The following is a 14,207-nucleotide window of genomic DNA, read 5'->3' as shown; positions in this document are numbered from 1 at the left end:
ATCCCAGCTTTCGCTGGGATGACGCGATGAGCAGCCGCCTCTCCTCCGCCTTCGCCAAGCCGCATCCCGCGCTCGTCACCTTCATCACCGCGGGTGACGGCGACACCGCGGCCAATCTCGATGCGTTGGTCGAAGGCGGCGCGGATCTGATCGAGCTTGGCATGCCGTTCACCGATCCGATGGCCGATGGCCCGGCGATCCAGGCGGCGAATATCCGCTCCCTCGGCGCGGGGACGACCACGGCCGAGGTGCTGCGGATCGCGCGCGAATTCCGCCAGCGCCATCCCGACGTACCACTCGTCCTGATGGGCTATGCCAACCCGATGGTGCGGCGCGGGCCCGAGTGGTTCGCCTCCGCCGCCGCCGAGGCTGGCGTCGACGGGGTGATCTGCGTCGACATTCCGCCTGAGGAAGACGACGCGCTCGGCCCCGCGCTGCGTGCGGCCGGTATCGCCCCGATCCGCCTCGCCACTCCGACCACCGATGCCGCGCGGCTCCCGCAAGTGCTCGAGGGCTCGACCGGGTTCCTCTACTACGTTTCGGTCGCGGGGATCACCGGCAAGCAGCAGGCGGTGCAGGCAAGCATCGAGGAAGCGGTCGAACGTCTCAAGGCGGCAACGGATCTGCCGGTCGCCGTCGGTTTCGGCGTGCGCACGCCCGAACAGGCTGCGGCCATCGCCCGGGTTGCGGATGGGGTAGTGGTCGGCTCTGCGCTCGTCGAGCTAGTGGGCGAGCACGGCAGGGACGCGCCCGAGCATCTGCGCAAGCTCACATCGGCGCTCTCCGAGGAGATCCGCACCGCCCGCTGATCTCCCCTCCCGCGAACGGGAGGGGGCTGTCATTCGCTCGATTTCGGTTTAAGGCCCAGCCCATGAACTGGTTCACCCGCGTCCGCAATTCGCTGCCTTTCGTGGCCAAGCGCACGACCGAGGAAACGCTGTGGGTCAAATGCCCCGGCTGCTCGGAGATGCTGTTCACGAAGGAATACGAGGAAAACCTCAAGGTCTGCCCGCGCTGCGGCCACCACGGCCGGATCGGCGCCGACGAGCGACTGCGCCAGTTGCTCGACGACGGTTACGAGGTGCTGCAGCAGCCCGATGTCGCCGAAGACCCGCTCAAATTCCGCGATACGAAGAAATACACCGACCGGCTGAAGCAGGCGCGCGCGAAGAACCCGCACAAGGATGCCTTCACTGTGGGCTCGGGCGCGATCGAGGGCCGTCCGGCGGTCCTCGGCGTGCAGGACTTCAGCTTCATGGGCGGCAGTATGGGCATGGCCGTGGGCACCGCCTTCTGCCAGGGCGCAGAGCGCGCGCTGACCCGCAAGTGCGCCTATATCGTCGTCACCGCGGCGGGCGGCGCGCGAATGCAGGAGGGCATTCTCAGCCTGATGCAGATGCCCAAGGCAACCGTGATGACGCGCCGGCTAAAAGAGGCCGGCCTGCCCTATATCGTGCTGCTGACCGATCCGACTACGGGCGGCGTAACCGCCAGCTACGCCATGCTCGGCGACGTGCATATCGCCGAGCCCGGCGCCCTGATCGGCTTCGCAGGTCAGCGCGTGATCCAGGATACGATCCGCGAGAAGCTGCCCGAAGGTTTCCAGCGCGCGGAGTATCTGCACAAGCACGGGATGGTCGACATGGTCGTCAATCGGCGCGACCTGAAGGCCACGCTGGCGAGCCTGCTCGATTACCTGCAGCCGAGGGCGGCGGCTTGATGCAAGCCGCCATTCCGGCAAAAGCTGGAATCGCGTGCAGCAAGCCCGGAGCGTGAGGACAGCGATCCCGGCTTTCGCCGGGATGACGACGCCATGAAAGACTTCGGCACTTCCTCGGACCCCGCGGTTCAGGCGCAGCTCGACCGGCTGGCGGCGCTTTCCGTGCCGCAGGGGCGGCTCGGGCTCGAGACGATCCGCACCCTGCTGGCCCGGCTCGGCGATCCGCACCTGGCGCTCCCCCCGGTGTTCCACGTCGCCGGAACCAACGGCAAGGGCTCTACCTGCGCCTTCCTGCGCGCCATGCTGGAGGCGCAGGGGCACCGCGTTCACGCTGCCACCAGCCCGCACCTCGTGCGCTATAACGAGCGCATTCGCGTGGCGGGCGAACTGATCCCCGACGCGCGCCTGGCCGAACTGCTCGCGGAAGTGCTCGACGCCGGGAGCGACCTCGCCCCCAGCTTCTTCGAAGTGACAATCGCCGCCACCTTCCTCGAATTCGCCCGCGTGCCGGCCGATACCTGCGTGGTCGAAGTCGGTCTCGGTGGCCGGTTCGACGCGACCAATGTGATCCCCGAACCGGTAGCGTGCGGGATCGCCGCACTCGGCATCGACCACGAACGTTTCCTGCTCGCTCCGGACGACGACGTGCCGGCGGAACCGCTCGCGCGCATCGCGTTCGAGAAAGCGGGCATCGCCAAGCCGGGTGTGCCGCTGGTGACATTCGAATACCCGCCCCAAGCAGCCACGGCAGTCGAACGGGTGGCGGACCGGGTGGGCGCGCCGACGTTCGCCCTAGGAGCGGACGGTGGATGGAGCGCCAATGTCGCCGAGGATCACATCGCCTACGCCGACGCACAAGGCACACTCTCGCTGCCCCTTCCGACGCTGCCGGGCCGGCATCAGGCGTTCAATGCAGCGCTGGCGGTGGCGCTGCTGCGGCATCAGCAGGCGGTGTCCGTTTCACCCGAGGCCATGGCAGCGGGTATCCGCACCGCGCGTTGGCCCGCCCGGCTCCAGCGCCTCGCGTCCGGTCCGCTGACCGGCGAGCGCGAGGCCTGGCTCGACGGCGGCCACAACCCAAGCGCCGGGGCCACCCTCGCGGAGCACTTCACCGGGCAGCGGCTACACCTCGTGATCGGCATGATCGAGGGCAAGAATCCGATGGCGCTCGTCGCTCCCCTCGCGCCGAGCATCGCCAGCCTCACCGCGGTGCCCGTGCCCGACCACGATCACTACCCGCCCGAGGCCTTCGGCGAGATCGCCAGCGGCGCGCCCGATGTGACCGCCGCCCTCGCCGCCTTGCCCGACGATGACCTGCCGGTGCTGATCGCCGGTTCGCTCTACCTCGCGGGCGAGGTGCTGCGGCTCAATGACGAATGGCCGGACTGATTACTTGGCAGGGATTGCTTCGCCAGCTTCGGGCGCGATGACTCCCGCGCTCCGCTTTCCACGGCTTTCCCGCCACCATTCCAGGCACACCAGCACCGCCGCTGCGAGCCCGATCCAGGTGGTCAAAATAAAGACGTCGTAATAGCCCTGTTCCTCGATCATCTCGCCCAGTGCGCCTCGGCCGAGCGTGCCGACGAGGAGCGTGAGAGACGAAAGCAAGGCGTATTGAACGGCGCTGAATTGCTTTGACACGATCGACGACAACCAGGCGATATAGGCTGCGCCCGCGATACCGATGGCAAGGTTCTCGAACGCGATGGTAATGGTAAGCTTCGCAAGTTCGGCATCGCCGATGCCCGGGATTTGCTCGATGAGGTACGTGAACCCGATGGCGTCGCTGAACGCCTGCATATTCGCTCCGCCAAGGGCCATGTCCGCGTAGAGCAGGTTGGTCAGCGCGGCCATGATGCCGCCGATCAGCAGCGTTGCCATGCGACCAATCGTCGTCAACATCAGCCCTCCGAGCGCGAGCCCCGCGATAATCGCCCCCACCCCGAAGAATTTCGAGGCGAACGCAACATCGTCGTTCGTGTACTGGAGCTCGCCGAGATAGAACGGATAGGCAAACGTGCCCCAGATCGCATCGCATATGCGGTAGGTCAGGACCACGGCCAAGATCAGGACCAGCGACCAGCCCATCCGGCCGACGAATTCGACGAGCGGGAGGACAAGCGCTCGATAGAGATGGTCCGCCGCATAGGCCCCGCCCTTCGCAGGCGCCTGGTCTTCGGAGAGGACATGTTCGCCGTTTCTCTTCTTCGACGCCAGCCATCCGGCAATGAGAGCCGGCAAAATGATCGTAGCGACCACGATCCACGGGCCGACATTCAGAGTGAATTCGGTCGGATTGGGCCGATCCTCGGGCGCGTAGGTCATCGACATGATCATGAACGCCAGCACGACGCCGATAGCCCCCGCCCACAGGAGCCCGACGAGTGCAAGCGCACGGTTGCGAACCCCCGGCGCGAGCTCACCCGCTTGACGCAGAGCACGGACCTGGCGCTCGCTCTCGCTGGCAACCTCGCTCGCCTCTTCGGTTGCATTCGGGGCCCAGAGTCCGACGAATCCTACCGCCAGCAATATGCCCCCCATCAGCATATAGGTTTCCGGCCAGCCGATGCGGGCCGCAATGATGAGCCCGAATGCGCCGCCGACCAGCGAGGACAGCCTGTAGCCCATCTGGTAAACGGTCGAGAGGATGTCGATCGTCGCAACCTCGTCCGCAACGTCGATACGCCAAGCGTTTATGGCAATGTCCTGCGTCGCACTGGCGAAGGCTCCGATCCCGGCAAGCAATGAGAACATGCCGAGCTGGCTGCGAGGTTCGAGCACGCTCATCGTGATGAGAATGCCGCCGAGGAGGAGCTGCGCCGGCACGATCCACTGCTTGCGCCTGCCCAACCGGCTCAGCACCGGGATACTGACCTTGTCGATCAGCGGGGACCAGAGAAACTGGAAGGCGTAGGCGAGCCCGATGAGCGAAAAGATCCCCATCGTCTCCAGGTCGACATCCGCCTCGGTCAGCCAAGCGAACAGCGTGCCGAGAAACAGCGCAAACGGCAGTCCGCTGGCAAAGCCGAACAAGAGCATGAAGCCAGTCTTGCGATTGCCGAGTGCAATCCCGAGCGCGCGCCAAGCGGAAATCTTCTTCTTCTCGCCGACCTCGGCCATTCCCTAGCGTCCTTCCGTCTGTCCCGATTTTCTGCGACACTAGCTGCCGGAGAGGGCCAGGAATAGGCGCTATGGAAGCTATCGACACCAAACATCCCGCGCGGCGGCCGACCGAGGGCATGCTCGCCCTCGCCCGCGCGATTGCCGAGGGGCAGAGCCGGGCCGAAGCGGGCGTCAGCCAGGTTCCGGCGAGCGTTTATACCGACCCCGGCTATTTCGCGCGCGAGAAGGCGGCGATCTACGAGCGGATGCCGCAGATCCTGTGTCCGTCCGCCCTGCTGCCCGAACCGGGCATGGCCGTACCGCACGATGCGACCGGGCGGCCGCTCCTGATTACCCGTGACGGTGAGGGCATGGCGCACGTCTTCCTCAACGTCTGCCGCCACCGCGGCACCCGGCTGGTCGAGGGCGGCGAGGTCCTGTGCCAGAAGCGGCTCGTCTGCCCCTACCACGCCTGGACTTATTCGGTGGACGGGCGCCTGCTCGCGCTACCCCGCCCCGACACGTTCCCCGGGCTCGACAAGGATGCGATGGGGCTGATCGAACTGCCGAGCCGCGAGACCGGCGGGCTGATCTGGTTCTGTCCGCGGGAGGAGAGCGCCGACTTCTCCGATGCCGAGCGGCTGGGCGATGACTTCGACGCGCTCGGCATGGGCGAGCACGTGCTGTTCCGCCGCAAGACGCACGAGGTCGCGGCGAACTGGAAGCTCATCATGGATGCTTTCCTTGAGAGCTACCATGTCACCCGGCTCCACGCGCAGACGATCGGACCCTTCTTCAAGGATGGGGTAACCTCGGGCGACATGGTCGGGCCCCACGCCCGCTCCGCCGTCGGCCGGCTGGAGGAGATGGAAGGCGTCGACCTTACCGACATGGCCGCGCTGCGCCGGGTGGTGACTTTCGCCTACCAGCTCATTCCTGGTGCGCTGATCATTCCCAGCCCGGATTACGTCAACGTTATGGTGATGATGCCGCAGGCCCACGACCACACGCTGGTGGAGGATTTCATGCTCATCCCCGAGCATCCGGCCACGGACAAGGCACGCGATCACTGGGAACGGAGCTGGGCCCTGCTCGACGGCGGCGTCTTCGCCAGCGAGGACTTCCGCGCGGCGGAACTTGGCCAGCAAGGGCTCTCCACAGGGGCCGTGCCCTCGCTGACGCTGGGCACGCTGGAAGGCGGTATCCGGCGATTCCACGAGACGGTGGAGGAGGCGCTGCGGGCAGTGAATTGACGGTCCAAGCCGTCATCCCAGCGAAAGCTGGGATCGCGTGCCACATCGTCAGACCTGTCGGAGAGCGATCCCAGCTTCCGCTCCCGCTACGCGACGTGTAGAGGCCCCGCATGGCCGACATTCCAAAACCGCAGGGCGAGCGCATCGCCAAGCTGCTCGCGCGCGCGGGCGTCGCCAGCCGGCGCGAGGTCGAGCGGATGATCGCCGACGGCCGCGTGGCGATCGACGGCAAGGTGCTCGACACCCCGGCGACGATCATTCCCGATCTGCTCGGCGTTACCGTGGACGGCAAGCCGGTCGGCAAGGCCGAGCGCACGCGGCTGTTCGCGTTCCACAAACCGACCGGCCTCATCACCGCGGAACGCGATCCGAAGGGCCGCGCGACGATCTACACCGCGCTGCGCAATGCGCTCCCCAAAGGCGCCGGGCGGGTGATGCCGATCGGCCGCCTCGACCTCAATACCGAGGGACTGCTGCTGCTGACCAACGACGGCGAGCTCAAGCGTGCGATGGAACTGCCCGCCAGCGGCATCCCGCGCACCTACCGCGCGCGCACGTTCGGCGAGATCACCCAGGGGCAGCTCGAGGACCTGATCGACGGCCTGACCATCGACGGGGTTCGCTACGGCCGGATCGATGCCAACATGGAACGGCGCACCGGCCGCAACCAGTGGATCGAGCTGACCATCACCGAAGGTAAGAACCGCGAGGTCCGGCGGGTGCTTGAGCACCTCGGCCTGCAAGTGAGCCGCCTGATTCGCATCGGCTATGGCCCCTTCGCGCTCGGCGAACTGCCCCGCGGCGCGGTCGTGGAAATCCAGAAGCACGAGATCGAGCGGTTCCGCTCAAGCCTCAAGCGGACGCGCAACGCATGAGCATGCGGGTGATCGCCGGCGAGTGGCGCGGGCGCAAACTCGTCACGCCGAAGAGCGACGCGACGCGTCCAACCGCAGACCGTACGCGCGAGACGCTGTTCTCTATGCTCGCCAGCCGGCTCGGCAGCTTCGAGGACCTTGCAGTGGCCGACTTGTTTGCCGGCTCGGGCGCGCTTGGCCTGGAGGCGCTTTCGCGCGGCGCGGCACAGTGCCTGTTCGTGGAGCAGGAGGACGCGGCACTCAAGGCGATCCGCGCCAACATCGCCGCGCTCGACGCCCGCATGCGGAGCGAAGTGCGCGCCGGATCGGTCATGACGCTGGGACCGGTCGACAGCGCCCTGGATCTGATACTGCTCGATCCGCCCTACGGCACCGGCGCCGGCGCGGTGGCGCTCGATCGGCTGCTGCGACTGGGCTGGATCGGGGAAGCTACCTGGATCGCCCTGGAAACCGGAGCGGACGAGACGGTGGTGATAAAGGGACTTTCGATCGATGCCGAAAGACGTGTCGGCAAGGCGAAGCTGACTCTGCTCCGCCTTGCCGACTGATCTTGCGAGCTATGCTCGACCGGCCGATTACATCGGTTCGTCGGTTTCGGGCTCGTCGGGTGTGGCCGGGTCAGCCGTCGTGGGATCGGCCATCGGGTCCGCAGTCGGGTCTGCCGGCTGTGTGGGATCGGCCGCCGGGTCCGCAGTCGGTGCCGGCATGCCAGCCGCCTGAGCTTCGATCTGCGCCCAGGCCTGGGTCTGCTGCTCCGGCGGCAGGGTCGCGAGCGTGCTCTTGTCGGCATCGGAAATGCGCCAGAACAGCTCCTGACGCTCCGGCGTCAGCGACCAGAAGTAGGTCTGCGTCTCGGATGGCCAGGCGTCGTATTGCGCCTGCTGCGCGGGCGCCCAGGCATCATAGGTCGACTGCTGGTCCGGGGCCAATGTGGTCGCCGTAGCAGTGTCGGCCGGCTCCGCGGATTCGACCGGCGGTTCGGCCATCTCGGTGTCCTGGGCCAGCGCCGGGCCGGAAATGATCGCCACTGCGGCGACGGCGGGGAGTAGATTACGGATACGCATTGGGAAGTCTCCTTCAAAATATTCCCAAGCGACGAACGCGAACTCTTCCTGACAATCAGTCCCCCGTCAGGATTGCATCAAGGGTGGGGACTTTGCGTTGCAGCGGCAAGACTTCCGCTCGACCACAATCGCATGGACAAAACGCCTCGCCGGGAAATGTGTCAGAATCGGGGCGAGCTGTAATCTGTTGATTTTCTTGCAACTTATTGCAGGGAGGCACAAAAAAGGGGCGGAGCCGAGAAAGCGGCTCCACCCCTCTTCAGGTATCGGCGCGCCCGCCAGGGCGGCCTGGAGAAATGCGGTCAGGCGTCGTCGGGCTTCTTCGCCGGCAGCGGCTCGTCGATCTCGCTCGCCGGTTTACCTGGCCAGTAATCGAGCGGGACATTGCCGTAGTTCTTGCCGGCCTCTCGCGGGTTGATGCAGCCGTCCTGCACCTTGGCGCTGCAGACCGGATACTCCTCCTTCGGCGGAGGAGCGGTCTGCACCGTCTCGCTCTCGACGAACCGCATATCGCCGCTCGCCCTCGTCGACGCCGTCGTGCTCGCGGGTCCGGTGGTCGTGCGGGATGTCGTCGCGGCGGTCGCAGCAGCGGCGCCCTGCGCTACGCCATTCATCTGTGCGGCGATCTGCGCCCAGGCTGACGTGCGTTGCTGCGGCGTCATCTGATAGACCTGCCTGCGCTGCTCGTCGGTCAGGGCCCACCAGCCGGTCTGCTGCTCGGGCGTCAAGGACCAGAAGTACTCCTGGATCTCCGCCGTCCACGCGTCGTAGGCGGCCTGACGGTCGGCCGGCCAGGCGTCGTAGGACGTCTGCTGGCCCGTGGTCATGGTGTAGGTGCCCGGAGGAGTCTCGGCCTCGACCTGCGTTTCGGCCTCGGTCGTGGTCGTGGTATCCTGCGCCGCAGCGGGCACGGCGAACGCCAGCGCCGCAGCGCCGGCCAGAATTATGCTACGCATTGGAGCTGTCTCCATCGTTATCATCGATCCGACTACGCGGCACAGATGATGAGGTTCCGCGTGACCCTTGCGTGTTTCCTCCGCGTTCCCTAGCTGTTCGCGTGTTCATGACCTTGCCCGGCACCGCCTCCAACTCCGCCCCAAGCGGCGAAATTCCCCTTTACGCAGCGCGGCTTAACGCCCCGCAGCGGGAAGCGGTGTTGACCACCGAAGGCCCCGTCTTGATGCTCGCCGGCGCAGGCACGGGCAAGACGGCGGCGCTTACCGCGCGTTTGGCACACCTCGTCGCAACCCGGCGCGCGTGGCCGAGCGAAATCCTCTGCGTCACCTTCACCAACCGGGCCGCCCGCGAAATGCGCGAGAGGGTCGCCCACCATCTGGGCGAAGCGGTCGAGGGGATGTCGTGGCTCGGCACCTTCCATTCGATCGGCGCCAAGATGCTGCGGCGCCATGCCGAACTGGTCGGGCTGCAATCGAACTACACGATCATCGACACCGATGATCAGCTCCGCCTGCTCAAGCAGCTCATCGTCGAGAACGACCTCGACGAGAAGCGCTGGCCCGCGCGCCAGCTCGCCGGCCTGATCGACCGATGGAAGAACCGCGGCCTCAATCCCGAGGATCTCGATGCGGTCGAGAACGAAGCCTACGCCAACGGCCGCGGACAGCAGTTCTACCGCCTCTATCAAGACCGGTTGAAGGCGCTCAACGCCTGCGACTTCGGCGATCTGCTGCTGCATATGCTGAATGTGTTCCGGCGCGAACGCGAGGTGCTCGCGCACTATCGGCAACGCTTCAAATACATCCTGGTCGACGAATATCAGGACACCAATCAGGTCCAGTACCTCTGGCTCCGCCTGCTCGCGCAGGAGCGCAAGAACATCTGCGTGGTGGGGGATGACGACCAGTCGATCTACTCCTGGCGCGGGGCCGAGGTCGCCAACATCCTGCGCTTCGAGAAGGACTTTCCCGGCGCGCACGTGGTCCGGCTGGAGCAGAACTACCGCTCCACTCCCCACATCCTCGGCGCGGCCTCGGGCCTGATCGACGCCAACAGCCAGCGGCTCGGCAAGACGCTGTGGACCGAGGTGAACGGCGGCGACAAGGTACGCGTGATCGGCGTGTGGGACGCGCCCGAGGAAGCGCGCCGTGTGGGCGAGGAGATCGAGCGGCTGGAGCGCGAGGGCGCCCCGCTCGAGCAGATCGCCATCCTTGTGCGCGCGCAGTACCAGACGCGCGAGTTCGAGGACCGGTTCATCCAGATCGGCCTCAACTACCGCATCGTCGGCGGCTTCCGTTTCTACGAACGCGCCGAGATCCGCGACGCACTCGCCTACCTGCGCGTAATCGCCCAGCCGCAGGACGATCTCGCGTTCGAGCGCATCTACAATCAGCCCAAGCGCGGCCTCGGTGCCAAGACGTTGGAGAAGATGCACCAGCACGCACGCCGCACCGGTCTGCCGCTCGCCGCCGCCTCGCTCCAGCTCGCCGACAGCGACGAACTTCCCGCTCGCCCCGCGAACACGATCGGCGGCCTCATGCGCCAGTTCCTCAAGTGGCGGGAGCAGGCCGAGAAGGTCACCCCGGCCGAGCTGCTGCGCACGGTGCTGGACGAAACCGGCTACAACGCCATGCTCGAGGCGGAGAAGACCGCCGAGGCTTCCGGCCGGCTGGAGAACCTTTCCGAACTCGCGCGCGCGATGGAGGAATACGAGACGCTCGGCGACTTCCTCGAACACGTCAGCCTGGTGATGGACAACGATGCCGACCAGAACAGCGAGAAGGTCACCATCATGACCATGCACGCCGCCAAGGGGCTCGAATTCGACAACGTCTTCCTGCCCGGATGGGAGGAAGGCGTGTTCCCTTCGCAGCGCGCACTCGACGAAGGCGGGCTCGCCAGCTTGGAAGAGGAACGCCGCCTCGCCTATGTCGCGATCACGCGCGCGCGGCGGCGCTGCACGATCCTCCACGCCGCCAACCGGCGCATCTATGGCCAGTGGACGAGCTCGATCCCCAGCCGCTTCGTTGGCGAGCTTCCGGCCGACCACATCGAGGAAGAGACCACCCTGACCGGCGGCGCCTCGCTCTGGCGCGCCGGCATGACCGAGCGCGAAGATCCGTTCGCCCACCTCGCCCGCGAACGCCCCGCCCGCACCCAGACCCGCGGCCCCGGCTGGCAACGCGCCCTCACTACCGGCTACGACGCGACACCCAAGCGCCTCAAGGAAACCACCCGCAGCGCCGCCAGCTTCGCCGCCAAGCCCCGCACCGACATCGCGATCGGCCAGCGCGTATTCCACGACAAGTTCGGCTACGGCACGGTGACCGATCAGGAAGGCAACAGGCTGGAGATCGAGTTCGAACAGGCCGGAACCAAGCGAGTGATCGACAGCTTCGTAACGGCGGCGTGATGTTGCAGAGAGCACGCGATGGGTTCTAGACCTCGCATCATGACCGATCGCGTAGCCACCTGCCGATGTGGGCAGTTGCAGGCCAGATGCACGGGCGATCCCGTGCGCGTTTCGGTCTGTCATTGCCTCGCCTGTCAGCAGCGGAGCGGCAGCGCCTTCGCGGTTCAGGCGCGCTGGCCCGACGAGCGGTTCGAACTGACGGGCACGTTCTGCGAGTGGTCTCGGGTGGGCGATAGCGGGGGCCAGGCGATTTATCGCTTCTGCCCCGATTGCGGCTCCACCGTCGCCTACGTCAACGACGGCATGCCGGGCGTGACAGCGGTGCCCGTCGGGGCATTCGCCGATCCCGATTTCCCCTCACCGAAATTCTCGGTCTACGAGGAGCGCAGGCATCGCTGGGTCGCAATCGTCGGCGACGACGTCGAACACACCGACTGATCGCGCTTTGGCCTACGCGCCGCACGCGAAGTGGAAACCTCTCGTCCTGCGGCCGTTGGTTTCGCTGAAGGAGAAACCGACATGACCAGCGAAACCGGCAACGCCCAGGCGCGGAAGGAAAACCGCGGCAGCAGCAATCCCAACGAGAAGCTGCAGAAGCAGGAAGAACGCGATCCCAATCACTCGAACGCGCGCGATCGCGAAAATCGCAAGGGCGGCGACAACGCAGAAGCGCTTTAGGTGCTTCGGTGGCGTCCGCTTGAAGGGGTCATGATCTGAACGGCCCATAAAGCGCCGTCGTCCCAGCTTTCGCTGCGATGACGCCGAGCTCTAGAGCGCGCTGACGTTCAGGAAGTCCGGCGTCGGGCCGTTCCACTCGCCCGCAGGAACGGGCTCGTTGTCCTCGTCCCGGCGCTGGCGCGGGCGTTCGGAGCGCTCGGGCTTTGCCTTCTCACGCCGCGGCTTTGCCGGACGCGGCTCGCGCTCCTGATCGCCGCCTTCGCGGCGCGAGCGGCGCGGCTTTTCGTCCTCGTCGCGCTCCTCACGCGGCTCGGGTTCCGGCGCGGGCTTGAGTTCGACACGCACGTCCTTCTTGCCAAACACCGGGATCTCGGCGCCGGTCAGCTTCTCGACGTTCTCGATCGCTTCGGCGTCTTCCTCGGCGACGAAAGTGAACGCCCGTCCCTTGGCGCCCGCGCGGCCGGTGCGCCCGATGCGGTGGACGTAATCGTCCGGATGCCAAGGCGTGTCGAAGTTGAACACGTGGCTGACGCCCTTGATGTCGAGCCCGCGGGCCGCGACGTCGGATGCCACGAGGATGTTGATCTCGCCGCCCTTGAAGCGGTTCAGTTCGGCGATGCGGCTGGTCTGGTCCATGTCGCCATGGATCTCGCCGCTCGCAAAGCCGTGACTGCGAAGGCTCTTGTTGAGCTCGCGCACGGTGGTCTTGCGGTTGGCGAAGATGATCGCGGTTTCGACCAGGTCGTTCCTGAGCAGCCAGCGCAGCGTCTCGCGCTTCTGGCGGCTCTTCACCGGTACCTTGAACGCGGTGATGTCCTTATTCGTGCTCGCCGCGCGGCTGACCTCGATCCGCTTGGGATTGTCGAGGAACTTCTTCGCCAGCTTCTCGATCGGCGGCGGCATCGTGGCCGAGAACAGCATCGTCTGGCGCGTGTCGGGCAGCTTCGAGCAGATGAACTCGATATCGGGGATGAACCCCATGTCGAGCATCCGGTCAGCCTCGTCGATCACCAGCAGCTCGCAGCCATTGAGCATGATCTTGCCGCGTTCGAACAAGTCCATCAGGCGGCCCGGCGTGGCGATCAGCACGTCGACGCCCTCGTTCAGCGCCTTGACCTGATCGCCCATCTGAACGCCGCCGATCAACAACGCCATGCGGAGGTCGTGATTGACGCCGTACTTTTCGAAGTTCTCGGCGACCTGCGCGGCCAGTTCGCGCGTCGGCTCGAGGATCAGGCTGCGCGGCATCAGCGCCCGGCGGCGGCCGTTGGCGAGGATGTCGATCATCGGCAGCACGAAGCCCGCCGTCTTGCCCGTGCCCGTTTGTGCGATACCGATAATGTCCTTCATCATCAGTACCGGCGGGATCGCCTGCGCCTGAATCGGCGTCGGCTCGGTGTAGCCGGCGTCTTCGACGGCTTTGAGCAGTTCTGGCGAGAGGCCGAGGTCGGCAAATGTCATCTGGTTTCGAATTGTCCGGGTTTCGAGGGTGCACGCCCACAAATGTGCAGCGCGCTGGCACTTGCACAAGCGCCGCGCCCTTTGCGCGGCGCGTGGGCAAAAGTCAAGAAAAGCGCGCCGGCACCCAGGACGTCAGTCCCGTTGGCGCACCATCTGGCTGATCGCCGTGACCTCGCACTTCGATCCGGTGCGCGATTGCAGCTTGTCGCGGTCGACGCAGATCATTCCGTCGTCGTTACGCTCGACATAGAAACCCGAGTAGAAATCGCGCGCGTGGCACGAGCGCTCCAGCTTCACGCTGTACAGGCGCCGGTCGCGCATGAACAGCATCAGGCGATTGTCGGGCGCAGGCTGGACCGCCCCGACCGCGGCGGCTGGCACACAGTCGCCCGCCTTGCGCTCGACCAGCCGCGTGTTCGGCCGTGACGCCTCGACGAACGAGGACGTTCCCTGCCGGGTCGCGGCGCTGCGGGGCACGATCCGGATGACCACCCGCTGCTCGATCCGAACCTGACGCTGGACCGGCGCGCTGCGAACTTCATCGAACACGCGCCAGCCCGGCTCCGTTCGGCCCTCGACGACGGAGTTCCGCGACGCCGATGCATTCCCCGCTTCATCCACCGGTGCCGGCGGGCTGAGCAACAGGACGATCGGGGCAAGAAAGGCAGCGGGACTCGTCATCGG

Annotated in this window: 14 protein-coding genes; 9 read left to right on the top strand and 5 right to left on the bottom strand. The window is 66.2% G+C overall.

Features of this window, described 5'->3' with window-relative positions; genetic code table 11:
- The first annotated feature begins 26 nt into the window (after positions 1-26).
- From trpA to D2V04_RS09715, 3 genes are all read left to right on the top strand, one after another.
- On the top strand, positions 27-809 hold the full coding sequence (trpA, locus tag D2V04_RS09725) for a tryptophan synthase subunit alpha (RefSeq protein WP_119513465.1): 783 nt from the start codon (positions 27-29) through the stop codon (positions 807-809).
- Positions 810-871: 62 nt separating this feature from the next.
- The gene (gene accD / locus D2V04_RS09720; protein WP_119513463.1) at positions 872-1,720 is read left to right on the top strand and encodes an acetyl-CoA carboxylase, carboxyltransferase subunit beta; all 849 of its coding nucleotides are present in this window, start codon (positions 872-874) and stop codon (positions 1,718-1,720) included.
- A 93-nt stretch (positions 1,721-1,813) separates the two neighbouring features.
- On the top strand, positions 1,814-3,109 hold the full coding sequence (locus tag D2V04_RS09715; RefSeq protein WP_119513461.1) for a bifunctional folylpolyglutamate synthase/dihydrofolate synthase: 1,296 nt from the start codon (positions 1,814-1,816) through the stop codon (positions 3,107-3,109).
- Here D2V04_RS09715 and D2V04_RS09710 read toward each other — a convergent pair whose 3' ends face one another.
- Positions 3,110-4,840, bottom strand: a complete 1,731-nt coding sequence (locus tag D2V04_RS09710) for an AmpG family muropeptide MFS transporter (protein WP_119513459.1) — start codon at positions 4,838-4,840, stop codon at positions 3,110-3,112.
- Positions 4,841-4,911: 71 nt separating this feature from the next.
- Between D2V04_RS09710 and D2V04_RS09705 the strand changes: the two genes are divergently transcribed.
- From D2V04_RS09705 to rsmD, 3 genes are all read left to right on the top strand, one after another.
- On the top strand, positions 4,912-6,075 hold the full coding sequence (locus D2V04_RS09705; RefSeq protein ID WP_119513457.1) for an aromatic ring-hydroxylating oxygenase subunit alpha: 1,164 nt from the start codon (positions 4,912-4,914) through the stop codon (positions 6,073-6,075).
- A 110-nt stretch (positions 6,076-6,185) separates the two neighbouring features.
- Entirely contained in the window at positions 6,186-6,950 is a 765-nt protein-coding gene (locus tag D2V04_RS09700; protein ID WP_119513455.1) for a pseudouridine synthase, read from the top strand.
- 2 nt (positions 6,951-6,952) lie between these two features.
- Positions 6,953-7,498, top strand: a complete 546-nt coding sequence (gene rsmD, locus D2V04_RS09695; protein WP_119513453.1) for a 16S rRNA (guanine(966)-N(2))-methyltransferase RsmD — start codon at positions 6,953-6,955, stop codon at positions 7,496-7,498.
- 27 nt (positions 7,499-7,525) lie between these two features.
- Here the strand turns inward: rsmD and D2V04_RS09690 are convergent, their stop codons facing one another.
- Both D2V04_RS09690 and D2V04_RS18195 read right to left on the bottom strand, forming a co-directional pair.
- Positions 7,526-8,014, bottom strand: coding sequence for a hypothetical protein (locus D2V04_RS09690; protein ID WP_147391806.1), 489 nt, complete (start codon positions 8,012-8,014; stop codon positions 7,526-7,528).
- Positions 8,015-8,316: 302 nt separating this feature from the next.
- Positions 8,317-8,970 (bottom strand): hypothetical protein, encoded by a 654-nt coding sequence (locus D2V04_RS18195; RefSeq protein WP_228766347.1) that lies wholly within the window; start codon positions 8,968-8,970, stop codon positions 8,317-8,319.
- 107 nt (positions 8,971-9,077) lie between these two features.
- Here D2V04_RS18195 and D2V04_RS09680 point away from each other — a divergent pair, with 107 nt between their 5' ends.
- The 3 genes from D2V04_RS09680 (at position 9,078) to D2V04_RS17940 (ending at position 12,062) form a co-directional block, all read left to right on the top strand.
- Positions 9,078-11,384: an ATP-dependent helicase gene (locus D2V04_RS09680; RefSeq protein ID WP_119513593.1), complete on the top strand. Its 2,307-nt coding sequence runs from the start codon at positions 9,078-9,080 to the stop codon at positions 11,382-11,384.
- A gap of 39 nt (positions 11,385-11,423) precedes the next feature.
- A complete protein-coding gene (locus D2V04_RS09675) occupies positions 11,424-11,822 on the top strand; it encodes a GFA family protein (RefSeq protein WP_119513449.1) in 399 nt (132 codons plus the stop codon).
- An 81-nt stretch (positions 11,823-11,903) separates the two neighbouring features.
- Entirely contained in the window at positions 11,904-12,062 is a 159-nt protein-coding gene (locus D2V04_RS17940; protein ID WP_182849719.1) for a hypothetical protein, read from the top strand.
- A gap of 90 nt (positions 12,063-12,152) precedes the next feature.
- Here D2V04_RS17940 and D2V04_RS09670 read toward each other — a convergent pair whose 3' ends face one another.
- Together D2V04_RS09670 and D2V04_RS09665 are read right to left on the bottom strand one after the other, a co-directional pair.
- Positions 12,153-13,523: a DEAD/DEAH box helicase gene (locus D2V04_RS09670; RefSeq protein WP_119513447.1), complete on the bottom strand. Its 1,371-nt coding sequence runs from the start codon at positions 13,521-13,523 to the stop codon at positions 12,153-12,155.
- Between the two features lie 132 nt (positions 13,524-13,655).
- A complete protein-coding gene (locus D2V04_RS09665; protein WP_119513445.1) occupies positions 13,656-14,204 on the bottom strand; it encodes a hypothetical protein in 549 nt (182 codons plus the stop codon).
- Between the last annotated feature and the right edge of the window lie 3 nt (positions 14,205-14,207).

The sequence above is a fragment of the Pelagerythrobacter aerophilus genome, from assembly GCF_003581645.1.
Lineage (GTDB): Bacteria > Pseudomonadota > Alphaproteobacteria > Sphingomonadales > Sphingomonadaceae > Pelagerythrobacter > Pelagerythrobacter aerophilus.
The sequence above is the reverse complement of the archived record's forward strand: the minus strand, read 5'-3'. Positions and strand labels throughout refer to the sequence as shown.